Raw genomic sequence first — 25,429 nt, forward strand, 5'->3', positions numbered from 1 at the left:
TCTAGTTTTGTTTTAAGAATCGGTAACCCTGAAGCTAACCCGATTATGGTAAAATAAAACGATTAACAGATTTTAGCCGCTATGAGTATTTAAATCATAGGGCAGTATGGTTTGAAAACTGTCGGGAAATATTTTGAAGTAAAAGGGCAGGTCTAAATGTCATATTCAGTTGGCTTTTCTCAGTCGTTGGAAATCTTATTTTATATTGAGTTGAAAACAAAGTACGAAGAGGCGAAGTATCTAACAATCCAAGCAATCTCAGAGAAATTAGCGATACCCGTTCCCAGCGTTAAGCGATTAGTCGCTTTGCTAAAAAACAAGGGCTTCATCGAATCAAAGAAAGGTGTTAACGGTGGGCTTGCTTTAGCGATGCCAGCAAAGTCAATTCGATTCTATGATGTTTTTGAGGCTATTGAAGGCGACGTAAAATTATTCAAGCAGTATGATGACTTTGATACCAACACTTTTATCCACCGGCAGGAAGCAGAATATATGCTTTTAAAGAGCAAGGAAATTTTTGACATGGCCCAAAGTTCAATGTTGAAAGAATTAAAAAGAAGGACATTATCAGAGCTATTTATGCCTGAGAAATAATTCCCTGTATGCCTTTGTAGAAGAACTGCTCTCTGTCATCTTCGACAGTGGCTTGACGTTACTCCTGAATTCCTGTATAGTTATTTACGTTGAGAAAAAGCAGAAGTTCCCGCTTCTCGCCCAAGTCTTTAGACCTCTAGGCTCATTAGTTCGGTATTTAATGAACAGCGGGGCCTTTGTGGCTACGCTGTTTTTGTTTTTTCTCTGAAATTCACACGGAGGTGAACAACCATAGCAAGAGATCTGATAGTCAATGACAGTATTCGCGCACGTGAAGTTCGATTGATCTCCCAGACCGGTGAACAGCTCGGCGTTAAGAGTACGCGTGACGCCTTGGCCATTGCCGAGGATGCAAACTTAGATGTTGTCCTAGTATCGCCTAATGCCAAGCCACCGGTAGCCCGCATCATGGACTATGGGAAGTTCCGGTTCGAGCTGCAGAAGAAAGAGCGCGATGCTCGGAAGAAACAAAAGACTGTCACCATCAAGGAAATCCGCCTGAGCCCAACTATTGGTGAAGCAGATTTCAATACCCGTTTGAAGAACGCAACTAAGTTCCTGAATAAAGGCGACAAAGTCAAAGTCAGCGTTCGGTTCCGTGGACGGGCAATCACGCATAAGGATCTTGGTCGCAAGGTTCTTGAGCAGATGGCGGATGCCGTTAAGGATATCGCTGCTGTTGAAACCCATCCAAAAATGGACGGCCGCAGCATGTTCTTGATGCTTGCACCGCGAGCCGAAAAGTAATTACTGATCGGTTAATGATACAAAGGCGTGCACAGCCCCAACCGGCTGTGCGCGCGTTGATGTTTAGAGGAGGAAAAAGACATGCCAAAATTCAAGACCCACCGCGCTTCTGCAAAGCGTTTTAAGAAAACCGCATCAGGTGCCCTTAAGCGCGGTCACGCGTATACGTCACACCGTTTCCACGGCAAGACGAAGAAACAGCGTCGTCAATTGCGCAAGTCAGCATTGGTATCCCACTCAGATATGAAGCGGATCCGCCAGATGCTCAGCCAGATGAAATAATCAGCAATCGGATTTGATTTGAGGAGGAATTCTAATGCCACGTGTTAAAGGTGGAACAGTTACTCGTAAGCGTCGTAAGAAGGTACTGAAGCTCGCTAAGGGTTATCGTGGTGCCAAGCATTTGCTGTTTAAGGCAGCTAATGCCCAAGTTATGGTTTCATACCGTTATGCTTTCCGCGATCGTCGCGCTCGCAAGCGTGACTTCCGGCGTCTATGGATTGCCCGGATTAACGCAGCAGCACGGATGAACGATATTTCCTACAGCAAGCTGATGCACGGCTTGAAGGTGGCTAATGTCGACATGAACCGTAAGATGCTTGCCGATCTTGCAGTCAGCGATCCAGATGGCTTCAAAGCATTAGCAGACACTGCTAAGAAGGCTTTGGCCTAAGTAGTTAAAAAGCACGTCGTTTCATTCTTTGTGAATGGAACGGCGTGCTTTTTGTATCAAGTTGAAATAGCATTCAAGAACCAGCTGCTAATGGTATTGACGAACGCCAAGTGGCTGATAGTTGGCAATGAAGCTGCTGATTGTCGGCAAATCCGACGAGAACAATACATTGTCAAAGGCGTCCTGATCAAAGAAGCCCTGAGTTACCGCAGTTTGATACATTTGCTGTAGCGGACGGTAATAATCATTTTGGTTAAATAGGATCGTCGGGCTAGCGTTTAATCCGATCCGTGAAAACGAGATCGCTTCGGTAATTTCCTCAAGTGTACCAGGACCGCCGGGAAGGGCAATGTCAGCATCCGCTAACGCAATCATGCGTGCTTTGCGCGTGCCCATATCTTCGACGACTTCTAATTGGGTCAGATTCGGTAGAGCCAGACCGCGATCTGCTAACACTTGAGGGATGATGCCAATCACTTTGCCACCATGTTTCAAGGCGCTTTGGGCAACTGCGCCCATTAACCCGAGTTTGCCACCGCCATAAATCAGGGTATCACCACGTTGGGCAATCCATGCACCTACACGTGTTGCGGCTTGCACGAATGCGTCATCAACACCACGATTAGCACCACAATATACTGCAATTTTCATATCGTCCCGCCTTTCCAGTCACGCGCTTATCATACGGCGCGGATTGGCGAGTCGCAAGCAGTTTTTAAGTGCTGGTTAAAGGTGATTGATTTCTTTTCGAACTGGGTGCGTTACATGCCGCTCTTGCATGACGACTAGCTTGCCCGGCGCATGATGGGTCTCTAGCATTTCATGGCCGGCAATGACCCCGGCGACAGTGAAGGGGAAGGTCTGGGCAACGCGAACTTGCAGCCCCCATTTTTGGGCAACGTCAACGAGATAAGCAAAGCCATCGTGGACTGAGTAGGTCTTGGATGGATTTAACTGCAGATGTTCAACGGTTGGCTTGGTGATGAGATCAACGTCGGCATAGGCAGTCGTCACATACTGCCCATCAGCCTTGACCAGCTTCAATGCCGCGCCATGATCTGCTGCACCAAAAACCGCATTGATCACTGCATCGGCCGTATTCTCAGGCAATTCATCGGTATAACTGAAGATTTGATCGGCGCCTAATTGACGTAGATACTCGCGATGCTGCTCACCCGCTACGGCAATCACATTGAGTTTCTCGAATTTGGCGAGTTGTACCAACATCGCTCCGACACCGCCGCTGGCACCGACAATCCCTAACGTTTGCCCAGGCTTAAGTGCCAACATGTAATGCAAAATGTTAAATGCGGCTAACCCGACTTGGGGGAGCGCTGCTGCATCAAGGAAACTCAAGGCAGTGGGCTTTTTATAGATCTTAGAAGTTGATGCCGTGACAAATTCACTGTAACCGCCAATGGGTCGATAATTCATAACTAAATCGCCAACTGCAAACTCACTAACGCCTTCGCCAAGCTTAGTGATGCGGCCAAGCACATCCGTACCCGGAACGACCGGAAACTTAACCTTGCGAAAAGCTGCCTGTTCACCACGGCGCAACGAAGCGTCATAAGGGTTAAGGCCAAAGCCCAACACTTGCAATTGCACCTGACCGGCTTTTGGCTCCGGGACAGGCGCCTCAATGCTTTCAAAGACACTTGGGTTACCATATTGTTCAAACCCAAAACGTTCCATCTAAATCACCTCCGTTGCCAATCCTGCAATCGGCCGCTATTAGCTAACCAGGACTTGGCATTTGCTAACTCTGCTTCATTCAAATTATGGCTTTGATCATGGCGGAAAATGGTGACCTCGGCGCCTTGTTCTTCAAGATAAGTATCCAACACCTTGAAGTTTTGCGCCGGCACAATCGGATCTTGATCGCCATGGGACATCCAAACCTTCACATCGCTTAAATCTTGTTTGGAATCAACGGTTGAAAGCGCCATGGGGTGGAAAAAGATTCCGGTGTGAAAAGTGTCACTGCGAGTTAAAAGGGCTCGGGCTACTACATTAGCGCCGTTTGAATAGCCCACCACAATGAAACGCTCATAATCAATGTTGAATTTCTGGCAAAGCTCATTTAGTACCTTAAACAGCCAAGTGGTTTCCTGTTCAAGATTATTCAGATCGAAGCCGCCGTTTTCGGAATGCTTGAAATACCGGTTCATCCCTTGTTCCTGAACGCGCCCACGAATGGAAAGCATCGGACTATTGGGTGAGAGATACTTACCAATCGGCAGCAGATCATTTTCATCGCCACCTTGCCCATGCAGTAACAATAATGGTGACACACTGGGATCGCCTTTGACAAATGTATAATTTACGTTTTCTTCTGCCATCATAACCTCCGTTGCTTAGCGGCCGCGCCAATCGGTTTTAACCGGGGTCAGACCGCGTTCGATTTCCGCACGTTTGCTTTCCAAAAATGGCGGCAATTCAAGATGAATACCGGCTTCATCGTAAGTTTCATCCTGTAAGAAGCCAGGACCGGTTGTTGCCAGTTCAAACAGGATTTGCGGGGCGGCCCGAAAGTATTCGGACTTAAAATAGAAGCGATCAACATAACCTGATTGTGGCAGCCGATATTGCTTAATCCGATCAATCCAGGTGCCCAAAGTCTCACGATTATCAGTAGAAAAAGCGGCGTGATGAATGTTGCCAAACCCTTCAACAGAAATTGGCAGATCCTCGCGATGCTCTAGAATCACTTGCGCACCATGACCACCTTCACCAACTTCATAGAGCGACCAGTTACCATCTTCGGCAATCTGTTTGTAGCCCATGATTTCGGTCAGCACATACTGCATATGGCCGAGGTTAAAAATCGTGACGGTGACTGGGCCGAGACCGGTGATTGCGAATTCTTCAGGAACATCATTATGCTTCCATGGCGTTCCACCAGCCACCCCGTGATTGTGTTCGTCCGAGATTAACTGATATTGTTGATCATCCTGGTCGTGGAAATTGATGATTTTCGCGTCAAATTGGGTGCTAATCCCGTCATTTGCTACCCCTTTGTCAGCAAACCGTTTCAACCAGTAGTCCAAAGCGGCGTCACTGGGAACTCGGAAACTGGCGCGCGAGATCATGTTGGTGCCTTTTTTGCCTTTTTCCTGATTAGGGAAGGTGAAGAAGGTCATGTCGGTGCCGGCCGTGCCTTGGTCATCGGTAAAATAAAAATGATAGGTGTCCAAGGCGTCTTGGTTGACCGTTTTCTTAATTAAATGCAGGCCTAACGTTTTACTCATAAAATCAAAAATCGCTTGTGGGTCACTTGCCATAGCGGTCACGTGGTTCATACCTAATAATGGATGTTCAATCATGGAAATCCACTCCTTTAGTTTTGAAATAAGTTTCGATTTCGGCTCGCCGGTCTTCAAATTTCGGTGGTAAACCAAGGCGCTCACCCAAATGTTCCAGCGGCTCATCTAAAGTGAAGCCCGGTGCTTGAGTTGCAAATTCGATTCGGTTATCGGCCGGATCACGCACGTACAGGCTCTTAAACCAGCCGCGGTCGGCGAATTCCTCGATTTCGTAACCATGTTGAGCGGCGATGGTGCCCAATCGCGGTAACACTTCTTCGTGGTCAACCGTCAGCGCAAAATGGTCCATGCTCCCGCGGCCAAAACGCTTCCTCTCGCCTGGCAGACTTGGACGAATGGTCAGCGTGTTGCCAGCCGCCAGCTTAAATTGATGCTGCTCCGGCGCCTGTTCCAACATCGTTTCAAAAAAGGCTTCTTCGGCATCCCAGTCCGCAACAGGGATATCAACGTTAATTAAGCCAGTGATCTGCTGGTTTCCCGGAACATCATTGGGAACCGTTAGCGCATCCGGCAAAGTCCGTTGGTAGGGGATGAGTCGTAGCGGTGTATCTGCGGGGTCAACCAACGCAAGCAGGTTAGCCGTTTTCGTCACCACACAACCCGCTTGTTGCAACCGCTTATGCCAAAATGCTAACGACTCAGTAGGAATCGCCAAATCAATCCCGCCTAATTGATTTGGCCCATCATAACGATGCCCCAGTCGATCAATGGAAAAGAAGGTCACGACACTACCGGGTGTTCCTTGATAATCGCCGAAAAATAAGTGCCGTACATGAATATTTTCCTGATTGACGGTATTTTTGACCAATCGCAATCCCAAAACATCGGTATAGAATCGGATCGTTGCGGCAGCATCGCCAGTCAGCAACGACACATGGTGCAAACGAGTCATGATGAGCCTCCTTCTTTATAACACTTACTAAAAATAAGTATAACAGGCTTAATATCGAAATGCGAGCGTTTGCTATCAAATTCATCCTACCCTGTTTATTCTGATAACGCGATTATTTCGCCTTTTAAAGATAACGTTTACATTTTTGGCACCGCCACTGCGAAGGTTGTTACATAGTTAGTGTAAAGTTTCTCTTGGAGCATGTGGATATCAAACACGAGCGCATCAGTTTAGGCGATTACAGCAGTATGATGGTCAAGGTGTTCGAGTATCAGGATAGAAAGCAAGAGCTGGCGGAGCGGTGGCGGGCTCAGTGGTGAAATTGGTCTTAAGCGGAGTGGGCTTCTCCGCTTTAGACCAAGGCCGAGCTTCGAAACCGCGGTCTTTGCGGGTTCGAAGTCGTGCCCACCACTCTAGCTGCGCGGTCGCCAGCCGGTGCCACCGCGGAACCAGCTCGGAGTATCGGAAATCACTTAATTAGAGTAGAACCGAGAAAAAGTTGACATTACTGTTACTTAGTCTGACTCGCGCCGACCAATCTTTTCCGTTATAATATAGGGATATGAACAACCGGAGAGGGGACAGGATTTGTGGCAGTTTTTGAGCCGACTTGGCTGGTAACGAATATTTTTAGCCTGACGCCTGCTAGTCTAAAGCAGCAAGGTATTAAAGCGGTGTTGACCGATCTAGACAACACGCTGATGGCATGGGATCACCCAGAAGGTACGGCTAAGCTGACCCAGTGGCTTTCTGATTTACGTAACGGCGGCATCCAGGTGGTTGTTGTGTCAAATAACAACGCCAATCGTATCCATAAAGCGATGGCAAAGCTGCAAGTGGCTTATGTTGCCCGGGCATTAAAACCTTTGCCAGTCGGGATTACCAAAGCGCGCAAAGAATTAGGGCTGACGCGTTCTGAAGTTGTCATGGTAGGGGATCAGCTGCTGACAGATATCTGGGCCGGTAATCTTGCCGGCGTGCGGACCATCTTAACTCAGCCGTTGGTGCAAAGTGACGCCTGGAACACGCGGATTAATCGCTTTTTTGAGGGATTTGTGTTTAAAGCCTTAGCCAAGAAAAGGCAACTGAATTATCAGGAGGATATTCATGGACATCATCAATGATGAAACAGAGCGCCGCTGCATAGGCTGTGGCGCTATTTTGCAGACAACCGATCCTAAAAAGCCAGGCTATCTGCCAGCCGCGACATTAGCAAAAGCCGAGGCTGACGATGACATTTATTGCCAACGCTGCTTTCGACTGCGGCATTACAATGAGATTGCACCCGTCACGTTAACTGACGATGATTTTTTACGCCTCCTGAATGCAATCGGTGAAAGTAATGCATTGATTGTGAATGTCATTGATATTTTTGATTTTAACGGCAGCGTGATTCCCGGATTGCATCGTTTTGTCGGGGATAATCCCGTCATTTTGGTCGGGAATAAGGCAGATGTCTTGCCTAAGTCGTTGAATCCCAATAAATTAAAAAATTGGCTGCAGCAGCAAGCTAAAGCCCAGGGATTACGGCCGGTAACAACCTTGCTGGCCAGTGCCAAAAAGGGGTTTGGGGTTGACGAGTTACTCACCGCTATCGAGAAGTATCGCGAACATCGTGATGTGTACGTTGTTGGGGTGACCAACACCGGCAAGTCGACGTTAATCAACCGCATTATTAAGCAATTAACCGGTGTCGAGGATCTCATTACAACATCGCGCTTCCCGGGAACCACGCTTGATCGCATTATGATTCCGCTAGATGATGGGCAGTCGCTAATTGACACGCCAGGCATCATTCATCGCCACCAGATGGCACATTTTGTCGGCCCCAAGGATTTGAAACTGGTATCCCCGACTTCGGTGATTAAACCGGCGACTTATCAACTGAATGAAGGCCAGACAATCTTTCTCGGCGGGCTTGCACGGTTCGATTATCTTCGCGGCGGCCGCCAAAGCTTTGTCATTTACGCCGATACGCAATTGCCGCTGCACCGGACAAAATTGATCAACGCTGATGAGTTTTATCAGAGGCATGTCGGGGGTCTTCTAGCGCCGCCACAAGCTGATGAAGTCAGAGATTTTCCGCCGCTGGTTCGCTTTGAATTCACGCCGAAAGAAAAATCGGATTTGGTTTTTGCCGGTCTTGGCTGGATTACGGTACCGGCTGGCGTCACCATTGCAGGGTATGCCCCTAAAGGCGTGGATGTTTTATTACGTAAAGCATTTATCTAAACGAGCCGCAGCCAACCCGCAGCGACCAAAAAAACGGTGTGGGTGGTGGAAGGGCGGCACAACTGAATCAGAGGAGCGTTAAAAACATGTTAACTGGTAAACAAAAACGTTATTTACGCAGTCTGGCAATGACGACCAAACCGTTAATTCAAGTTGGCAAAAATGGGCTAGGCGATGCTTTTGTCGCTGGCGTAAAGGATGCCCTCGAAACCCGTGAATTAGTCAAGATCAGTCTATTACCGACTGCTGACGATACACCGCAAGAAGTTGCGGATACGTTACAGGCAGCGATTGCCGGTTTGGAAGTGGCGCAGATTATTGGGCGCACCGTGATCGTTTATAAGCAGGCAGAAAAGCCGGAACATCGTCGCATCAGTCTTGAAGTCAATGCGCGGTAGGAGTTGTGATGAAAAAGATGCAGAATGTCACGTTGACGCAACCGGTTATTTCTGTTGCGATGCGCGAACAGATTCTGGGAACGCATCGTCGCAAGCAGGTTGGTTTGTTCGGTGGGACCTTCAATCCGATTCATAACGGTCATCTGATTATGGCAGAAGCGGCAGGCACCGAATTGGGCTTGGAGAAAGTTTATTTCATGCCCGATAATATGCCGCCGCATGTCGATACCAAAACGGCCATTTCTGCTCGGCACCGGGTGAATATGGTACAATTAGCGATTGCCGATAATCCACTTTTTGGGTTGGAAGGCATTGAAATTCGGCGTGGGGGCATTAGTTACACGTATCAAACCATGCAGGAGTTGCACCGACTTCATCCGGATACGGATTACTACTTTATCATCGGTGCCGACATGGTTGACTATTTACCAAAGTGGGCGCACATTGATGAACTGGTAAAATTAGTGACCTTCGTCGGCGTTAAGCGGCGCGGGTATACACCGGCTAGCCGCTATCCAATTTTATGGGTTGACGCGCCGCTGATCGATATCAGTTCGACAGCGGTGCGGGATCGCGTTCAAGCGGGGCGCAGCTTAAAGTATTTGGTGCCTGACCCAGTGATTGACTATATTCAAAAAGAGGGATTATATCGTGAATGAACATCAATATCCAGCAAGTCTAACGCATGGCTTGAGTCGAAAAGAAATTCTGAATCGCCTGCGCAATCGGCTTGATCAGCCTCGCTATGAACATTGTTTGCGGGTTGAAGCAACGGCTATCGAATTGGCAAAGCGCTTTGACCAAGATGTGGATCGAGCAGGCTTGGCGGGCTTACTGCATGATTATGGTAAAGAAATCTCGGTTGAAACATATAAACGCGTGATTATCGAAGATGGCTTTGATCCCAAGTTACTGCAGTATGGTCGTGGTGTCTGGCATGGCGTTGTTGGCATTCATTTTATTCAAACCGAAGTCGGCATTACCGATAAACAAGTGCTGACGGCTATTGCGCGGCATACAACCGGTGATCCGGAAATGACCAAGCTGGATGAATGTGTGTTTGTCGGTGACTTTATTGAACCCCAACGGTCATTGCCGGTTGAGGCCAAAGCACGCAAGGCAGCCGAAACTAACTTGGAAGAAGCCAGCCGCATTGAGCTTGAAAACACCTTGACCTATCTGATCGGGGCGCGTCAATTGGTTTATCCGAAAACACTGTTAACCTACAATGCATTTTTATCAAAGGAGTAATTTATGATCGACGCAAAAACCATGTTGGAAATTGCTGTTAAAGCCGGTGATTCGAAGCGAGCTGAAGACATTGTTGCATTGGACATGCGCGGTGTGAGTCTGTTGGCCGATTATTTTGTTATCATGAGCGGCACTTCGGATCGTCAGGTTCAGGCAATTGTTGATGAAATCGAAGAAAAAGAAGAAGCGGCCGGCGTTGAGATTCGCCGGATTGAAGGACAAAAAGGTTCCAAGTGGATGCTGATTGACTTAAACGATGTGGTGGTTCATGTCTTTATGCCAGAAGAGCGACAATTCTACAATCTGGAAAAGTTATGGCAAGATGCACCGCTGGTTAAAGTGGATCAGTGGGTTGAGGCATGATCTACACGACCTTTGCCGAAGTTTACGACCAATTGATGGATCAGTCATTGTATCAACGGTGGCGTGATTATGTGGTCAAGCGAGTGAAGCCGAGTCATCAGCCATTGCTTGAGTTGGCTGGCGGTTCCGGCTTTTTGGCCGTGCTATTGGCTCAGTCAGGCTATCAAGTTACGGATTTTGATTTATCTGAAGAAATGTTGACCTTGGCAGAGGAAAAAGCCGATGCTGCAGGGGTCGCATTAACCCTGCTTCAAGGCGATATGCGTGATCTGGAAACGCTACCGGAATTTCCAATTGTTACTTGTTTTGACGATTCGATTTGCTATATGCAGAATCTGGATGAGGTGCAACAGGTCTTTACACAGGTAGCATCACGGTTGCCGACTGGTGGCGACTTTCTTTTTGATGCTCACTCGCTTTATCAAATGGATCAGGTCTTTCCGGGTTATATGTACAACTATCAAACGGATGACTTTGCGTTCTTATGGAATAGTTTTATTGGCGAGCAACCGCATAGCATTGAGCATGACCTCACCTTTTTTATGTACGATGAAGCCTTGGATGCCTATAAGCCTTTGACAGAAACACACAAGGAACGCACTTATCCGTTGGCTGATTATTTGCGAGCCTTACAGAATGCCGGGTTCGAAAAAATTGAGGTTACCGCCGATTTTGGCAACGAGCCTGTGGGACCTGAAAGTACGCGCTGGTTTTTCCACGCGCGCAAAAAGTAGCCGTGATGAGCCAAATGAATAAGCAAATTTATTAGGAGGCGTCTATGCAAGCGGTCGGTATGATTGCAGAGTTTAATCCATTTCATGCTGGTCACGCATATGCACTGGCACAAGCCCGAAAATTAACGCAGGCTGATGTTGTGGTTGTGGTGATGTCGGGAAACTATGTCCAGCGTGGCGAACCCGCGATTTTTGATAAGTGGGTGCGGGCGCGGGCGGCGTTGGATCATGGCGCCGATATTGTCATTGAGCTGCCGGTAACCGGAGCGGTGCAAGCGGCGGATCAATTTGCGGAAGCCGGGGTTGCGACGTTAGCGGCGTTACGCGTGACCGCACTGGCATTTGGAACCGAACACCCCGAACTTGCCTATCTGGACCTTGCCCGACAATTAGAAAAAGCCCCTTTGATGGATCCGGGATTTTCGGATTATACCCAGACTTATGCGACCCAGCTTAATGCCGCTTATGCAAAAACAGCCGGCATCACGCAGACAGACCCGAATTTCATGTTGGGGTTGAGTTATGCAAAAGCGGTTTTGGCGTTGCAAGTGCCGATGCAGCTTTATCCGTTCGGTCGGCAAGGCGTGGCCCATGATGCGCTCCATTTGACAGCTAATCTGGCCAGTGCGTCAGCGATTCGTCAGCGGTTGCGCGGAGGTGAATCGCTCGCGAAGATCGTTCCTGCAGATCTGATTCCGGTTTATACGAAGCAGCAACAATATGGGTGGCCGCAATATTTCCCATGGTTGAAATATCGTCTGCAGACAGCAGACTTGGCGCAGTTGCGGCAGGTTGCCACGATGGCGGAAGGGCTGGAATATCGTTTCACCCAGCAGATTGATGACGCTATTGATATGACGAGCTTTTTAAAGCGGGTCAAGTCCAAGCGATACACTTACGCCAGACTGCGGCGATTAGCTTTAGCAATCACGCTGAATATGACAACAGCGGCGGTGGAAAAGGCTCGGCACTTGCCGCAACTGCATGTGCTCGGGTTTACGCCAGCCGGTCAGCAATACTTACGCCAGGTTAAACACCAAGTTGGCTGGCCCTTGCTCACTCGCGTCAGTGCTGATATGCTTGCACCGAATGGGATCCTTGCGATGACCCATCGTGCGGATCGATTAATCACCACGATTAGCGGCGTTGAACAAAATTATGGCCGCCGACCGTTGATGTGAAGCGCGCTCATAACTCCATCTTAAGGTTAGTGTGCGCGTCTAAAGGAGGCAAAATAACATGTTGAAATGGACGATTCAGGAATTAATGAAACACGATCAGGAACCGTTGCATTTTAGTACCACGTTGGATGTCAAGGCAGATTTGCAGGATCGTGATCCAGAGGTTCTTGATGTCAGTCCCATCCAGGTAAGCGGCGATATTGTTTATGATCGCGGTGATTTTCTGGTTAGTGTCAACTTAAAGGGTACTTTGGTAGTTCCCTCGACGCGCAGTTTGAACCCGGTCACGCTGCCGCAGGATTTCACGTTTAGCGAGATCTATCTGACCGATGATGGCCATGCCGATCAATATGAAGACGGCGAAATTCTGATGCCGCTTGAGGATCCGGAGCTGGATTTGTTGCCGGCAGTGGAGGATCATTTGTTATTAAGTATCCCCATGCAAGTGCTAACGCCAGAAGAAGCCGCCAGTGGCGAGATGCCTTCAGGCGAGGACTGGGAAGTTATGGCTGAAGAAGATTTTGACAAAGCCGTTAAGAAAGAAAAGCAGGCAGAAAACCCCTTCACGAAATTGAAGGGGATGTTCCCGAACGACGATCAAGGCTGATGAATCGGCCGCTGGAAACTAACGACAAAGCAGTTGAGTTTATTGAAGAATGGCAACCTCGTCAGTTAGCAGCTTGCGCGGTTGCCATTTTTTGAGTGCCCATCTTGGCGCGCACAATTTGAGAAAAAGTTGAGGAAGGAAGCAGGGCTAAAAATGGCTCTTGCCGTGGTGACCGTCATGATAGATTCGGCTCATCAGTTAATCAAAAACTTGGACAAGTTACACACTACCAAATTAGGGCGTGACCGCATCAGACACAATCTTTCGCTGATAAATGGCGAAATCATTGATTATTGCAAGAAGAAAATTTTGAATCTTCAAGCAATCATCAAACGAAAAGGCAAAAATTGGTATGTCAAGATCGCGGCTATCACGATCAACATTCATGATAAATGAGGCAAGGAAACCCATGATTTCAATCATAGGAGGAATTGCCTCGACCCTGCCTTCTCTGATATAATTTGCTCAGCTGATAGGAACAAACATTCGACTAAGGTGGCACTCGTATGGAACTGACTAAGACGGTTAAAATACAGTTCAAACTGGTGGCGAAAGCAGATGCGGCTTTGCTGCGTCAAACCATGGATCAGTACCGCTTGGCCTGTGATAACGTCAGCCGCTATGTGTTTGACCATGACTTTGTGCTCAACACCACGAAACTGCAAATGGTCCTGTATCGCTCGCTGCGGGCTAGGTTTGGACTGAAAGCTCAAATGGCACAGTCAGTCCTGCGAACTGTGATCGCTCGCTATCGAGCAGTGCACACTCAGTTGAAACAAAGACCGTATCGGTATCAAGACGAAGCTGGTCAGTGGCAAAGACAAGCTAAAGATCTGACTTGGCTGTGGCACCCAATCAGTTTTCGGCGGCCGCAGCTAGATCTGGTCCGACGGCGGGATTGGGCCATCCGCAAAGATGGCTCCTTTTCTCTGAACACATTAGAAGGCCGCCTCATTGTTTGGCCGGTATTGAACCACTGGCGCGACTACTTTGACGGTACTTGGAAACTCGGCACCGCCAAAGTGTTGACCAGCGGCGGCAAGTGGTATTTGCACATCAGCGCGACAAAAGAAGTGCCAGATTATACCCGCGACCAGACCACTCATGTTGTGGGGGTTGACCGAGGACTGCGTTTTTTAGCCACCGCGTTTGACGAGACCGGCCGGACCACCTATTGGTCAGGGACCAGAGCGCTCAACAAGCGGCAGCGGTACAAGTACCTGCGGGCCAAACTTCAAGCCAAAGGAACGAAATCAGCAAAACGCGTCCTGAAACGAATCCGTCAGCGAGAGAACCGCTGGATGTCAAACGAAAACCATCGTGCGGCTAAGGCACTCGCCGACTGTTGCGGGGCAAATACCCTGTTTGTGCTGGAAGATCTGACTGATGTTCGTTGTGCAACCGCAAAAGTTGCTCAAGACCGACGCTATGAACAGGTCAGTTGGCCGTTTTACCAGTTGGAACAGTTTCTGATATACAAAGCTGCTGCGCAAGGCAGCCGCGTGCTGAAAGTGCCTGCTGGTTATACCAGCCAACGCTGTCCACAGTGTGGCGTGATCAAGAAACAGCAGCGGGATCACGAGCGCCATGAATACGTCTGTGTCTGTGGCTTCCATGCCAATGACGACCAGTCAGCCGCCATGAACATCCAGCAACTGGGAAACCAGTGGCTGGCCGGGATTGTCAAGCCGTGTTACGCGCACAAGCAGACTGGGTAGAGAAAACTATGCATCTGCGGGAGTTGTCTGCCCCCGAGACCGTTGAAACACGATCTGAGATGTGACCACATAAGTAGGAGCCGTTAGGCATTTGCACTACTGCTGCCGGTTGAGCAGCGTGAGTCACAAGCCCGATACTTTAGCGACGGGTAGTTGACGCAAACAGCTTCACGGTCATCACGGCCCACAAAGAAGCGTACCCTTTTAAAAAGGTCCAGACTTAGGTGACACAAAGCAAATTCGGTCTGTTTTGCTGGGAACAGCGTTTTCTTGGGTTAGCCATGAATTTCCGGCGAAAAGCTCATATTCGGCAAATGCACAAGGAAGGCCAGCCGCAACTTCAATGTCACTGTTGTTCATGAGTTGAAAATGAAGGTGCGGGCCAAATGAGTTGCCGGAATGTCCCACGCGCCCAAGCAAATCACCTGCCTGGACCGTTTGTCCGCGCCCAACCTGAATAGAGTCTGTTTGAAGATGACACAAGGCGGCGTAAACATGATCGTGTATTTGTAAGATAACAAAGTTTCCGGCAACTGCCTGAACGTTGTTTCTTTTTGGGTCAAAATGCCGGGCAGCGTTTCTTGCCCGAAGTAAGTCGCCTAAAAAGCTGGTCCGCTTCCGTTCAGGATAATGATCCTCTGCGCGGACAACCAAACCGTTGGCTGGCGCATAAATCGGCTGGCCATAACAATAATAGTCGTCAATCGGAATGCCGCGGAATAGATACTTCAACAAACTACCGCGGTAGGCAGGACGACCAAGTTTCTGCCAGTTGACCTGAATAAAATCATACGCATAACGCGTCCCGAATTTGTTAGAACCATGGCTTGGAACCTTAGACCCAGGCGTATTGGGTGCCAACCATTCGCCGCGTAATGGAAAGTGAACAACAATTGGTTGTGTGGGGGCTTTCATAATGGAACTCCTTTTTATAACAAGTATAGCTCATTAAGAAAGCGGTTACCTGATCAAACTGACTGATTGACTGTGAAACTTTTGGGTGCGGCGCTCTGTTCGTGACGGTTGCAGAATTAACAAAAAATAATCAAAGAAAATTTACAGGCCTCTAGCTCGGCTGTTGACTGTTAAACCCAAGCGGTTTCTGCTAACATGAAAAGAGTAAATGATGAATGAATGAGGAGGTCCATGTTAATGGATAAACCACAAATTGGTGTTGTCGGCATGGCGGTTATGGGTAAGAATCTTGCCTTGAATATCGAAAGCCGCGGCAATACCGTTGCAATCTACAATCGTACCGGAAGTAAAACCAAGGCGGTTGTAGAAGAACATCCGGACAAGAAATTGGTCCCGAGCTATAAAATCGAGGACTTTGTTGCTTCATTAGAGAAGCCGCGCCGGATTATCATGATGGTTAAAGCCGGTGCCGGTACCGATGCCGTGATTAAAGAATTATTGCCGCTGTTAGATAAAGGTGACGTTTTGATTGATGGCGGGAACACCTTCTTTGAAGACACTATGCGGCGCAGTGCCGAACTGGATAAATCCGGGATCAATTTCATTGGTATGGGCGTTTCCGGTGGCGAACTTGGCGCACTACACGGACCATCCTTAATGCCAGGCGGCCAAAAAGAGGCTTATGACTTGGTAGCACCGATTCTGGAGGCTATTTCGGCAAAAGCGGATGACGGTGCACCTTGTGTGACTTACATTGGGCCAAACGGTGCCGGCCATTATGTCAAAATGGTTCATAACGGCATCGAATACGGCGATATGGAATTAATTGCTGAAAGTTACAACTTGATGCGTCATTTGCTTGGTTTGGACGTAGAAGAAATCGCCGGTATTTTCAGTGACTGGAATAAAGGCGAACTGGATTCCTACCTCATCGATATCACGGCAGATATTCTGACTCGTAAAGACGATCTTGGTAGTGACAAGCCGATCGTTGATGTGATTTTGGACCGCGCTGGCAACAAAGGGACCGGCAAATGGTCTTCACAATCTGCTCTTGAGCTAGGTGTTCCGCAAAGTGTGATTACCGAATCCGTCTATGCGCGTTACATTAGTGCGATGAAGCAGGAGCGGGTTGCGGCAAGTAAAGTTCTGCCAAAGCCGGTCGGAAATGTCACGATTGACAAAAAAGAAGCTATCGAGATGATTCGTAAGGCGTTATACTTCAGCAAGCTGATGTCCTATGCTCAAGGCTTTGAACAAATGCGCGTTGCATCGGATAACTACGACTGGAACCTGCAGTACGGTGAATTGGCCAAGATTTGGCGTGCAGGTTGCATCATTCGCGCACGTTTCTTGCAAAATATCACCGATGCCTACGATAAGAAGCCAGATTTACAGAACTTGTTGTTAGACGATTACTTCCTGAATATTGCTAAGAACTATCAGGAAAGTGTTCGTGACTTGGTCGGCTTGGCAGTTAAAGCCGGTGTTCCGGTGCCGGGCTTCTCAGCGGCGATCAGTTACTACGACTCTTATCGCGCCCCTGTTCTGCCGGCCAACCTGACTCAGGCTCAACGCGACTACTTTGGTGCCCACACATATGAACGTACTGATCGTGATGGCATTTTCCATTACACCTGGTACGACGAAGCTTAATTCATTGAAGTTTAAGTCTAAACCAATTCACCTGCGATTAAGTGTCGCATCTGAATTGGTTTTTTTAATGTATCATTGTCACAAAGGCTTTGACAATCAGACTTAAAAAATGGTATATGTTTCGTAAAGACAGATTAGAAAGTATCGCAGGTTATTATGAGAATTAGCCGAATTGAAAAATGAGAGCCTTGATTATTAGGCTTTTCCATTAGCTTTGATGCCTATTAGCGCGGGGCTGATAGTCAAAATGAGAAAACTGTGCTAAACTATCCTAGCGTATGTTTTTATGAGAAACTAAAAATAGATTCAGATTGTGTGTTCATGCACCGAAAGTATAAGGAGACGCTAATGAGTAAAATATTAATTATTGAAGACGAAAAGAATCTTGCCCGCTTTGTGGAACTTGAACTAAAGCATGAAGGTTACGAAACCGAAGTTCATTTTAATGGCCGTACCGGTTTGGAAGCAGCCCTAGCAGAAGATTGGGATGCTATCTTGCTGGACCTCATGCTGCCGGAACTGAACGGATTGGAAGTCTGCCGGCGTGTTCGTCAGGTGAAGAATACCCCGATTATCATGATGACGGCGCGCGATTCGGTGATTGATCGGGTCAGCGGCTTAGATCATGGGGCAGATGACTATATTGTTAAGCCGTTTGCCATCGAGGAGCTGCTGGCACGGTTACGCGCCTTACTACGTCGAATTAGTATTGAAGGCGAAAACAACACTGCCAAGCAAACGACCATCAAGTACCGCGATCTTGTCATCGAAAAGGAAAACCGCGTTGTGCGGCGTGGCGATGACATCATTGAACTGACCAAGCGTGAATACGAATTACTTTTGACTTTAATGGAAAATGTCAACGTTGTTCTAGCACGTGATGTTTTGCTGTCTAAAGTCTGGGGTTATAATTCCGATGTTGAAACGAATGTCGTTGATGTTTATGTCCGCTACATTCGAAATAAAATTGATCGGCCCGGTGAACCTAGTTATATTCAGACGGTTCGGGGAACCGGCTATGTTATGCGGTCATAATGCATATCAAGCAAACCAGTACTAAGCAAAAGAAGAATCCCCGCATCTCACTGAAGGTCAAATGGGCCGTCACAGTTGGTGTCGGGATTTTTGTCACTTTTGTTACTTTTTCAATGATCCTTTATGGTGCGATGCGGCAGATTCTGATTAATCAGGAGCGTCGAACCGTCACCGATACCCTTAACACAGTCGTCCAACGGCTTTCCCCGGTCGGTGGCGATTTGACCATGGCCCAGGTAGTTCCGCGATTGGAAGGGACAACGCCGTCCGATCAGTCGTCACTGCCTACTCCCAGCGAGTCACACACGCGGATTTTTTCCGATTCCGTTATTCAGAAATTGGCTCAGGCAGACGTTAGCGTGTCGGTGTTTTCGCGTGATCGGACGACAATTTTTCAGTCGCGTGACACCCCGATCACGTTGGGTAAGGTTCATGGATTTGAAGTTCAGGAAAGTCATATCGGTGATTTTAACGGACTGGTCGGAACTGCACCCATTTATTCGGCTGAAAGTTCAAATTTGATTGGTTACGTTCAGGTGACGAACAAACTGACAGCGTTTCATGCGACCATGCATGAAATTACCTTGCTAATTATTGGTTTGAGTTTTGCTGCTATTCTCATTTCAATTCTGATTGGCTATGTACTGGCAACCCGATTCTTAAGTCCGATTAAGCTGATTACCAATGCCATTGATGTTGTCAATGAGGAGCCGCAAAGCACGGTTCGAATTCCGGCATTGAAGCGCAATGACGAACTTGGCGATTTGGTGCTGGAATTTAACGGTATGCTGGATCGGATTCAACGTTACATTGATCAGCAAGGTGAATTTGTACAGGATGTTTCGCATGAGTTACGAACTCCGGTAGCTATTTTGGAAGGGCATTTACAATTGCTCAATCGTTGGGGTAAGGATGATCCGGAAGTGCTTAACGAGTCGCTGGCTGCTTCACTTCAAGAAATCACCCGGATGAAGAGCCTGATTCAGGAAATGCTGGATCTGACGCGCGCGGATCAGGTGGATGTTCAGTTCCCCAATGCGGTTGTGGATGTCCATAAAGTCGTCCAGCAGGTCGTTGCCGATTTTCGCATGATTCATCCGGAGTTTACGTTCACGCTAGACGATGACTTAGAGCAGACGACTTTTGTCCGCATGTACCGCAATCATCTGGAGCAAGTGATGATTATCCTCCTCGATAACGCCGTCAAGTATTCGACTGATCGCAAGGAAATTCATGTCTCAATGGCGCAAAACAGTGGCAATGGGATTGCAGTTGCCGTTCAAGACTTTGGTGAAGGTATTGCCGAAAAGGATCGGCGTCGCGTGTTCAATCGCTTTTATCGCGTTGATAAGGCTCGCAGTCGGGAAAAAGGCGGCAATGGGCTGGGGCTATCCATCGCTCAGCAACTGATCGAAAGCTATCATGGTCAAATTGAAGTAGACTCCGCTTTAGGTCATGGGTCGATCTTCCGGATTGATTTGCCAACGATTTCGGCGGACAAAGCCAAAGCACTTCAACGCCAAGAAGCAGCAAAGCAGGCTGCTGCGCCGAAAAGTGATACGTTAATTAAAAGCAATTTGTAGTCGGAACACAATCAATAAATGAACCGGTTTCGGAGTGTGAGCATTCTTGTTAACTCTGAAACCGGTTTTTGGCGTGTGGCCATATTTTTGCGCTGCCAGTAGGAGACTTTACCAGTTGTGAGCAGACAGGTGTACACCATTTTTGCTTTTATGGCAAATTTAGATTTCGACAATCAAAAAAGCCGCCTAATAAAGACGACTTCAATGTGTTGGTAATTTACTTACGTGGCCGTTGTTGTTTGCCGGCGTTTCGTTTGCGTAATTGTTGATGATCAATGGCATCTGGGTCTACTGGTTGCTGGCGGCTTTGGGTTCCGGTCGATCCGGCAGTGGCCGTGACGGCACCCCAGTCATCAAAGGTATGTTCATTAACAACTTCAACAGGCGGATTTTCTTCCATTTCGGCATCAAGCCGTTTCCGGATGTTGGGAGTTACAATGTAAGTGACGATGGCTTGCTGGATGATCAGAATAATCCCACCGGCACCAAAATACAAACCCAAGCCAGCGTTGTACATCATACAGAACACAAATGTCATGATCGGGCTCAGGAAAGCCGTTGCCTGCATTGCCTTTCGCTGCTCCGGCGGGACACCTTGAAGCATGATCAGGCTGACAATAATGTATGGCAGCGTGGCCAAAATGGTGACAATAAAGCTAGAATGTCCCAGCTGAATGCCAAAGAAAGTTGCGTGTGAAATCTCAGGCGAATACGCAATGGCTTGATATAAACCTGAGAAAATCGGAAATTGAATGAGCATTGGCAGGCAACCCATTGACGGGATCATGCTGGTGCCATTAGCAGAATAAATTTTCCGCATGTAATTATTCGCAGCCATTTGTTGTTCTGGTGTTTTTGCGCGCTTAACGGCATCCTGGACAATTTTTAATTGCGGTTGGAGAATCTTCTGCTTTTCCTGATAAGCCGTCATGGTTCGTTGTTGGCGCAGCATGAGTGGCAACACGATTAGGCGAACCAATAAGGTAATGACGATAATGGCAATCCCGTAACTGCTGGTCGACCCAACGAATCCGGCAATCCATTCCATCAAATGCTGCAACGGCAACCCGATTATCTTATAGAAAGTACCGAAAAATGGATCTGTCGGCGGCTTGAGTGTGACGCCTTGTTTCGTTGGCGAACACGCTGATAATAATAGCGGCAGAATGCCTACCGCTCCTAGTGCAAATATTTTTTTCGACTTGTGCATGAATAATTTCCCTTCAAAATGTCATCGGGTTTAACTATACTGTATGGACCAAGCGGATTCAACCGGTTACACGAAAACCGTTGAAGTCGGGCACATTTTCCAGCGGCTTTTCTTCAAAAGTCGACACGTTAGCGTAAGGATTCGGACCGGCTTTGACCTGTGCAATGAATTTGGCTAGATTGAGCGGTTCACCGGCTGCTTGAATGAAAACCGAGCCGTCAGCGCGATTTTCGATGGTGCCACAGATATTGAGATTATCCGCAATCATCTTCGTGGCCCAGCGAAAACCAACGCCTTGAACCCGTCCCCGAACGACGATTTGTTTAGCGAGTTTGACCAAAAAGACACTTCCTTTCGTGTAGAAGATTTGGATCGAAAGGTGATGAAAACATCTTCATCTTTGCTTTCTCCACAGTCCATACTAGTGTAGCATAAGGTATATAGAAAACGCGACAAGAGGCAAAAGTCGGATTTTTGTTTGTGGATGGTGCGGCTGAGATTGATTGGCGCTGGCTCACGCTCACATTAACGCGCTCGCCAGCCCAGAAACCTGCACATAAGGACCCTGGACGCAATGACCAAACCCGGGTCATCACGCCTGAGGCCGCTTATGCTCCGGTTTCTAACCGGGCTGGCTCACGCTCACTTTCTATAACGCGCTCCCCGGCGCAGGGATCTACGTGTAAGGACCTTGGTCGCAATGGCCAAAGACCGGCCATCACGCCCAAGGCCGCTTACACTCCGATCCCTAACCGCGCCGGATCGCGCTCACTTTTTAAAAGGAGATTTTTATGGAATATATTTCATCACCAAAAAATGACCGCATTAAAACGGCCAAGAAATTAACGGTTAAGAAACATCAAAAGGATGCTGGGCGCTACTTGCTAGAAGGGCGGCACTTGGTTCAAGAGGCGCTGGCGAGTGGGCAGACGCCTTATGATATTTATGCTACCGAAAAGTATGTTGATGATCGTGCGCTTAAGCCGTTTTATGACAAAATTACGCAGATTTCGGAGTCGGTTTCCGAGCATCTTAGTGACACCGAAACGCCACAGGGAATTTTTGCGGTTATGCCGCGTCAGGCCGGGCAATTGCCGGATCTTTTAAGTGGGCAGTTTTTACTGTTGGATGCGATTCAGGATCCCGGAAATGTTGGAACCTTGGTGCGGACGGCGGATGCTGCGGGCATTAAAACCGTCATTTTTGGTAATGGAACAGCCGACGCTTTTGGCCCGAAAGTTTTGCGCGCGATGCAAGGCAGCCAGTTTCATGTTCGCATCGTATCGGCAAAATTGATGCCCGTTATTAAAGCCTTGCAACGGGCAGGGATTCCCGTTTATGGCTCGGAGCTTAATGATAAAGCTAAAAGTTATCGCAGTATTCAACCGAGCGCACAGTTCGGGCTCGTTGTCGGCAATGAAGGCAATGGCATGGATCCTGTTCTTTTAAAGCAAACCGATACGAACCTGTATATTCCGATTCGGGGACAAGCAGAATCTTTGAATGTCGCTGTCGCAGCGGCCATCATGATGTTTCACTTAGTCGGTGATTAAGAATGTGTTACGAACGTGCTTTTTAGGGTGGGAAGCTGTTATACTATGGGTGTGTTCATCAAACCACAAAAGGAGCAGATGTCTTGAGCAAAAAACGCGATTGGCAATCGGATGCTGAGTACGTTGGGTATGTGGCTGATTTATTGGCTAAGCCCGAGGTCCAGCGACTGGCAGAACACCCGCAACACCATTATTCGAACCGATTGGAACATTCAATTAGTGTTTCCTATCAGAGTTATTTGATTGGGAAGCGCCTGCATCTGAATGTTCGTGCGATCGCCCGAGCCGGCTTGTTGCACGATCTGTTTTACTATGATTGGCGCAAAACCAAGTTCGACTTGGGGACGCATGCCTTTATCCATCCTCGGATTGCTTTACGGAATGCTGAGAAGTTAACCGAATTGTCACCGATGGAAAAAGACATTATCATCAAGCACATGTGGGGTGCAACAGTTGGCTTGCCGAAGTATAAGGAAAGTTTTGTTGTTTCTCTAGTTGATGATTATGCTGCGATGGATGAGGTCGTTGTACCCTGGATGCACAAGCTCCGGCATCCGATTCACACTCACTTAAAAGCTTTAAATTAGGATCGTGATTGACGGCAGTGCACTGTTATTGTCGTCATATTAGAGTCGTGGGCGGTGTCCCGCGGCTCTTTTTTGACGGGTATATTTTCCCCCACGAGCCGATATTAAATTGTGAGAGCAAAATTCAGCTTTGGATGCAGTGCCACGCTTTGAAACGTATTGTGAGTTTTTTTCGTTTATTTTAGACGCATCAATTAGCTTTTGAGTTGTTGATGATAAGCATGACTTGTAATATTTTGGGAGTGTGTTATGCTAACACTATCTAAATGTAAGTAAGCGGGTATGATGAGGTGAGTAGAGTGGATGCAACAGTAACCAGTAAAACCGAATGTCAAAGTCAACAAGTCGCTCTTTGTCCTAAGTTTCAGCACACATTTGAAATTTTGGGTAAGAAGTGGAACGGTTTGATTCTGGAAGTTTTGTTAAACAATGGCAATTCTCGGTTTAAAGATATTGCGCAACTGATTCCCCGGTGTTCGGATCGGGTTTTGGTCGAACGCTTGAAGGAACTTGAAGGCGAGGGCTTGATTGATCGTCTGACGCACAAGGACTCGGCTTTAATTGAATACGCCCTGACAGATAAAGGCCGGGCTTTGAATTCAGTCATGGCCGCTGCACACGCTTGGGGTGACGCATGGGTTACCGATGAAGAGTGCCATGCCAATGAAAAGCAAAAAAACGCGTAAAAGACGCGTTTTTTTCTTATGCCATTGTTGATCATTGGCCAGAACACATGTGAGAGACCCTAAGTAAAAAGAGCCTAATTACCCAACTATTAGCCATCAGCTCTTGACGTCTGCGCTGAATTTGCTAAGCTTGTCTTATCAAAAAAATGTAAAAACAATGACGAAAGCCCAAACAGGCTGGTAAATCAGGGAATGACGTTCACGAGACTGCAAGACGTCTGTTACCAAAATGTTTGTCTTCACTTTCTGAGTTGACTTTTGAGGTGGCAACACTTAGAAAGCTCCGGCCTGGCCGTTACCTTGTTGAGTGCATGAGGTTTTTTAATCATGAACAAGGGTGGTACCGCGATGCTTCGTCCCTTTTTTGAGAAGGGACTTTTTTTATGCCTTCAAACGTATCAACGGCGGACTTCTCAGGTTAGCAGTCAAGGAGGAAGAACATGGATCTTCAAACGAAACTTGAACAACTTTTTCAGCAAAATAATGAGGTGATAAAAAAGATCACCTCGTTGGACGAATTAAATCAGATTCGCGTCCAGTTGTTGGGGAAAAAAGGCCCCATCACCAGCGTTTTGCGCGGCATGAAGGATTTATCAGCAGATGAACGGCCAAAAGTCGGTGCCTTTGCCAATAAAGTCCGGGATGAACTGAGTACGGTGATTGAGACGCGTAAATCTCAACTGGAGCAGGCAGTCATCAACGAAAAATTGAAGTCTGAAACCGTGGACGTCACATTACCAGGCGATCCGGTAACGGCGGGCACACCACATATTATTATTCAGATTATGGATGACCTTGAAAGCTTCTTTATGGGCATGGGCTATCAAGTGCTAACCGGTCCGGAAGTGGAAGAGGATCATTACAACTTTGAAATGATGAACATCCCCAAGGACCATCCGGCGCGGGATATGCAGGAAACTTTTTATATTACCAATGAGTTGCTGATGCGGTCCCAAACCAGCCCGATGCAGGCGCGGACGATGGAGAAACATGACTTTACTAAGGGCCCGCTGAAAATGATCAGTCCAGGCGTGGTTTATCGGCGTGATGATGATGATGCCACACATAGCCACCAGTTCCATCAGATGGAAGGCCTGGTGATCGACAAGCATATTACAATGGCTGATCTTAAGGGGACGTTACTCGCCATGTGTCAGCATGTGTTTGGCGCTGATCGGACGATTCGCCTGCGCCCGAGCTATTTTCCGTTTACAGAACCGTCTGTAGAAGTGGACGTTTCCTGCTTCCGCTGCGGTGGCAAGGGCTGCCCTGTTTGCAAGTATACCGGCTGGATTGAAGTTCTCGGTGCCGGCATGGTGCATCCGAATGTTTTACGTGCGGCTAATATTGACGCCGATGTATATGGCGGGTTTGCATTTGGTCTTGGCCCGGATCGGTTTGCCATGCTGAAATACGGCATTGACGATATTCGCAGTTTTTACACAGACGACTTGCGCTTCCTTACGCAGTTCAGTCAGGAGGGTTAAG

The 25,429-nt window shown here is 47.8% G+C and carries 30 protein-coding genes; 22 read left to right on the plus strand and 8 right to left on the minus strand.

Features of this window, described 5'->3' with window-relative positions:
• Window positions 1-156: 156 nt before the first annotated feature.
• The 4 genes from ACWP87_RS10990 to rplT all read left to right on the plus strand — a co-directional run bounded on the left by ACWP87_RS10990 (window position 157) and on the right by rplT (window position 2,014).
• Window positions 157-594: an RrF2 family transcriptional regulator gene (locus ACWP87_RS10990; RefSeq protein ID WP_005684475.1), complete on the plus strand. Its 438-nt coding sequence runs from the start codon at window positions 157-159 to the stop codon at window positions 592-594.
• Window positions 595-840: 246 nt separating this feature from the next.
• Complete coding sequence (infC, locus tag ACWP87_RS10995) at window positions 841-1,341, plus strand: translation initiation factor IF-3 (RefSeq protein ID WP_024305638.1); 501 nt, start codon at window positions 841-843, stop codon at window positions 1,339-1,341.
• 81 nt (window positions 1,342-1,422) lie between these two features.
• Window positions 1,423-1,623 (plus strand): 50S ribosomal protein L35, encoded by a 201-nt coding sequence (gene rpmI / locus ACWP87_RS11000; protein WP_003565872.1) that lies wholly within the window; start codon window positions 1,423-1,425, stop codon window positions 1,621-1,623.
• A gap of 34 nt (window positions 1,624-1,657) precedes the next feature.
• The gene (rplT, locus tag ACWP87_RS11005) at window positions 1,658-2,014 is read left to right on the plus strand and encodes a 50S ribosomal protein L20 (RefSeq protein WP_005684470.1); all 357 of its coding nucleotides are present in this window, start codon (window positions 1,658-1,660) and stop codon (window positions 2,012-2,014) included.
• Window positions 2,015-2,101: 87 nt separating this feature from the next.
• Here the strand turns inward: rplT and ACWP87_RS11010 are convergent, their stop codons facing one another.
• The 5 genes from ACWP87_RS11010 to ACWP87_RS11030 all read right to left on the minus strand — a co-directional run bounded on the left by ACWP87_RS11010 (window position 2,102) and on the right by ACWP87_RS11030 (window position 6,232).
• Complete coding sequence (locus ACWP87_RS11010; protein ID WP_014569725.1) at window positions 2,102-2,665, minus strand: LOG family protein; 564 nt, start codon at window positions 2,663-2,665, stop codon at window positions 2,102-2,104.
• 75 nt (window positions 2,666-2,740) lie between these two features.
• Window positions 2,741-3,709: an NADP-dependent oxidoreductase gene (locus tag ACWP87_RS11015; RefSeq protein WP_014569724.1), complete on the minus strand. Its 969-nt coding sequence runs from the start codon at window positions 3,707-3,709 to the stop codon at window positions 2,741-2,743.
• A 5-nt stretch (window positions 3,710-3,714) separates the two neighbouring features.
• Window positions 3,715-4,356 carry an alpha/beta hydrolase gene (locus ACWP87_RS11020; protein ID WP_014569723.1) on the minus strand — a complete coding sequence of 214 codons (642 nt, stop codon included), beginning with the start codon at window positions 4,354-4,356 and terminating at the stop codon, window positions 3,715-3,717.
• Window positions 4,357-4,371: 15 nt separating this feature from the next.
• On the minus strand, window positions 4,372-5,340 hold the full coding sequence (locus ACWP87_RS11025) for a ring-cleaving dioxygenase (RefSeq protein WP_014569722.1): 969 nt from the start codon (window positions 5,338-5,340) through the stop codon (window positions 4,372-4,374).
• A complete protein-coding gene (locus tag ACWP87_RS11030) occupies window positions 5,333-6,232 on the minus strand; it encodes a VOC family protein (protein ID WP_014569721.1) in 900 nt (299 codons plus the stop codon). The genes ACWP87_RS11025 and ACWP87_RS11030 overlap by 8 nt, the downstream gene beginning before the upstream one ends.
• Before the next feature lie 590 nt (window positions 6,233-6,822).
• Here ACWP87_RS11030 and ACWP87_RS11035 point away from each other — a divergent pair.
• The 11 genes from ACWP87_RS11035 to ACWP87_RS11085 all read left to right on the plus strand — a co-directional run bounded on the left by ACWP87_RS11035 (window position 6,823) and on the right by ACWP87_RS11085 (window position 14,716).
• Window positions 6,823-7,356 (plus strand): YqeG family HAD IIIA-type phosphatase, encoded by a 534-nt coding sequence (locus ACWP87_RS11035; protein ID WP_005684464.1) that lies wholly within the window; start codon window positions 6,823-6,825, stop codon window positions 7,354-7,356.
• Complete coding sequence (gene yqeH / locus ACWP87_RS11040; RefSeq protein WP_005684463.1) at window positions 7,340-8,464, plus strand: ribosome biogenesis GTPase YqeH; 1,125 nt, start codon at window positions 7,340-7,342, stop codon at window positions 8,462-8,464. The genes ACWP87_RS11035 and yqeH overlap by 17 nt, the downstream gene beginning before the upstream one ends.
• A gap of 86 nt (window positions 8,465-8,550) precedes the next feature.
• The gene (locus ACWP87_RS11045) at window positions 8,551-8,862 is read left to right on the plus strand and encodes a YhbY family RNA-binding protein (protein WP_005684462.1); all 312 of its coding nucleotides are present in this window, start codon (window positions 8,551-8,553) and stop codon (window positions 8,860-8,862) included.
• Window positions 8,863-8,870: 8 nt separating this feature from the next.
• Window positions 8,871-9,521, plus strand: coding sequence for a nicotinate-nucleotide adenylyltransferase (locus tag ACWP87_RS11050; protein WP_005684461.1), 651 nt, complete (start codon window positions 8,871-8,873; stop codon window positions 9,519-9,521).
• The gene (gene yqeK, locus ACWP87_RS11055; RefSeq protein WP_005684460.1) at window positions 9,514-10,113 is read left to right on the plus strand and encodes a bis(5'-nucleosyl)-tetraphosphatase (symmetrical) YqeK; all 600 of its coding nucleotides are present in this window, start codon (window positions 9,514-9,516) and stop codon (window positions 10,111-10,113) included. Before ACWP87_RS11050 ends, yqeK begins: the two co-directional genes overlap by 8 nt.
• Window positions 10,114-10,116: 3 nt before the next feature.
• Window positions 10,117-10,476 carry a ribosome silencing factor gene (gene rsfS, locus ACWP87_RS11060; protein ID WP_005684459.1) on the plus strand — a complete coding sequence of 120 codons (360 nt, stop codon included), beginning with the start codon at window positions 10,117-10,119 and terminating at the stop codon, window positions 10,474-10,476.
• Window positions 10,473-11,210 carry a class I SAM-dependent DNA methyltransferase gene (locus ACWP87_RS11065; RefSeq protein WP_005684457.1) on the plus strand — a complete coding sequence of 246 codons (738 nt, stop codon included), beginning with the start codon at window positions 10,473-10,475 and terminating at the stop codon, window positions 11,208-11,210. The genes rsfS and ACWP87_RS11065 overlap by 4 nt, the downstream gene beginning before the upstream one ends.
• Window positions 11,211-11,254: 44 nt before the next feature.
• Window positions 11,255-12,391, plus strand: a complete 1,137-nt coding sequence (locus tag ACWP87_RS11070) for a nucleotidyltransferase (protein WP_005684455.1) — start codon at window positions 11,255-11,257, stop codon at window positions 12,389-12,391.
• Window positions 12,392-12,449: 58 nt separating this feature from the next.
• Complete coding sequence (locus ACWP87_RS11075) at window positions 12,450-12,998, plus strand: YceD family protein (RefSeq protein WP_005684454.1); 549 nt, start codon at window positions 12,450-12,452, stop codon at window positions 12,996-12,998.
• Window positions 12,999-13,178: 180 nt separating this feature from the next.
• Window positions 13,179-13,394, plus strand: a complete 216-nt coding sequence (locus tag ACWP87_RS11080) for a DUF3781 domain-containing protein (RefSeq protein ID WP_029943997.1) — start codon at window positions 13,179-13,181, stop codon at window positions 13,392-13,394.
• Window positions 13,395-13,504: 110 nt separating this feature from the next.
• Complete coding sequence (locus ACWP87_RS11085) at window positions 13,505-14,716, plus strand: RNA-guided endonuclease TnpB family protein (RefSeq protein ID WP_005684448.1); 1,212 nt, start codon at window positions 13,505-13,507, stop codon at window positions 14,714-14,716.
• Window positions 14,717-14,920: 204 nt separating this feature from the next.
• On the opposite strand, the gene ACWP87_RS11090 is transcribed toward ACWP87_RS11085, so the two are convergent.
• Complete coding sequence (locus ACWP87_RS11090; RefSeq protein ID WP_005684447.1) at window positions 14,921-15,631, minus strand: M23 family metallopeptidase; 711 nt, start codon at window positions 15,629-15,631, stop codon at window positions 14,921-14,923.
• Window positions 15,632-15,868: 237 nt separating this feature from the next.
• Between ACWP87_RS11090 and gndA the strand changes: the two genes are divergently transcribed.
• The 3 genes from gndA to ACWP87_RS11105 all read left to right on the plus strand — a co-directional run bounded on the left by gndA (window position 15,869) and on the right by ACWP87_RS11105 (window position 19,905).
• Entirely contained in the window at window positions 15,869-17,287 is a 1,419-nt protein-coding gene (gene gndA, locus ACWP87_RS11095; RefSeq protein WP_005684446.1) for an NADP-dependent phosphogluconate dehydrogenase, read from the plus strand.
• 348 nt (window positions 17,288-17,635) lie between these two features.
• Window positions 17,636-18,322: a response regulator transcription factor gene (locus ACWP87_RS11100; protein ID WP_003565833.1), complete on the plus strand. Its 687-nt coding sequence runs from the start codon at window positions 17,636-17,638 to the stop codon at window positions 18,320-18,322.
• Window positions 18,319-19,905 (plus strand): HAMP domain-containing sensor histidine kinase, encoded by a 1,587-nt coding sequence (locus ACWP87_RS11105; protein ID WP_029943998.1) that lies wholly within the window; start codon window positions 18,319-18,321, stop codon window positions 19,903-19,905. Before ACWP87_RS11100 ends, ACWP87_RS11105 begins: the two co-directional genes overlap by 4 nt.
• Window positions 19,906-20,122: 217 nt before the next feature.
• Here ACWP87_RS11105 and yidC read toward each other — a convergent pair whose 3' ends face one another.
• Both yidC and ACWP87_RS11115 read right to left on the minus strand, forming a co-directional pair.
• On the minus strand, window positions 20,123-21,115 hold the full coding sequence (yidC, locus tag ACWP87_RS11110) for a membrane protein insertase YidC (RefSeq protein WP_005684441.1): 993 nt from the start codon (window positions 21,113-21,115) through the stop codon (window positions 20,123-20,125).
• Window positions 21,116-21,173: 58 nt separating this feature from the next.
• Window positions 21,174-21,455 (minus strand): acylphosphatase, encoded by a 282-nt coding sequence (locus tag ACWP87_RS11115; protein ID WP_005684438.1) that lies wholly within the window; start codon window positions 21,453-21,455, stop codon window positions 21,174-21,176.
• Between the two features lie 451 nt (window positions 21,456-21,906).
• Here ACWP87_RS11115 and ACWP87_RS11120 point away from each other — a divergent pair, with 451 nt between their 5' ends.
• The 4 genes from ACWP87_RS11120 to pheS all read left to right on the plus strand — a co-directional run bounded on the left by ACWP87_RS11120 (window position 21,907) and on the right by pheS (window position 25,428).
• Entirely contained in the window at window positions 21,907-22,668 is a 762-nt protein-coding gene (locus tag ACWP87_RS11120) for a TrmH family RNA methyltransferase (protein WP_014569719.1), read from the plus strand.
• A gap of 83 nt (window positions 22,669-22,751) precedes the next feature.
• The gene (locus tag ACWP87_RS11125) at window positions 22,752-23,255 is read left to right on the plus strand and encodes an HD domain-containing protein (RefSeq protein ID WP_005684434.1); all 504 of its coding nucleotides are present in this window, start codon (window positions 22,752-22,754) and stop codon (window positions 23,253-23,255) included.
• A 299-nt stretch (window positions 23,256-23,554) separates the two neighbouring features.
• Window positions 23,555-23,941, plus strand: a complete 387-nt coding sequence (locus ACWP87_RS11130; protein ID WP_005684433.1) for a winged helix-turn-helix transcriptional regulator — start codon at window positions 23,555-23,557, stop codon at window positions 23,939-23,941.
• Window positions 23,942-24,381: 440 nt separating this feature from the next.
• Window positions 24,382-25,428, plus strand: coding sequence for a phenylalanine--tRNA ligase subunit alpha (gene pheS / locus ACWP87_RS11135; protein WP_005684432.1), 1,047 nt, complete (start codon window positions 24,382-24,384; stop codon window positions 25,426-25,428).
• Window position 25,429 lies beyond the last annotated feature (1 nt).

The organism is Lacticaseibacillus sp. 22 (assembly GCF_055413445.1).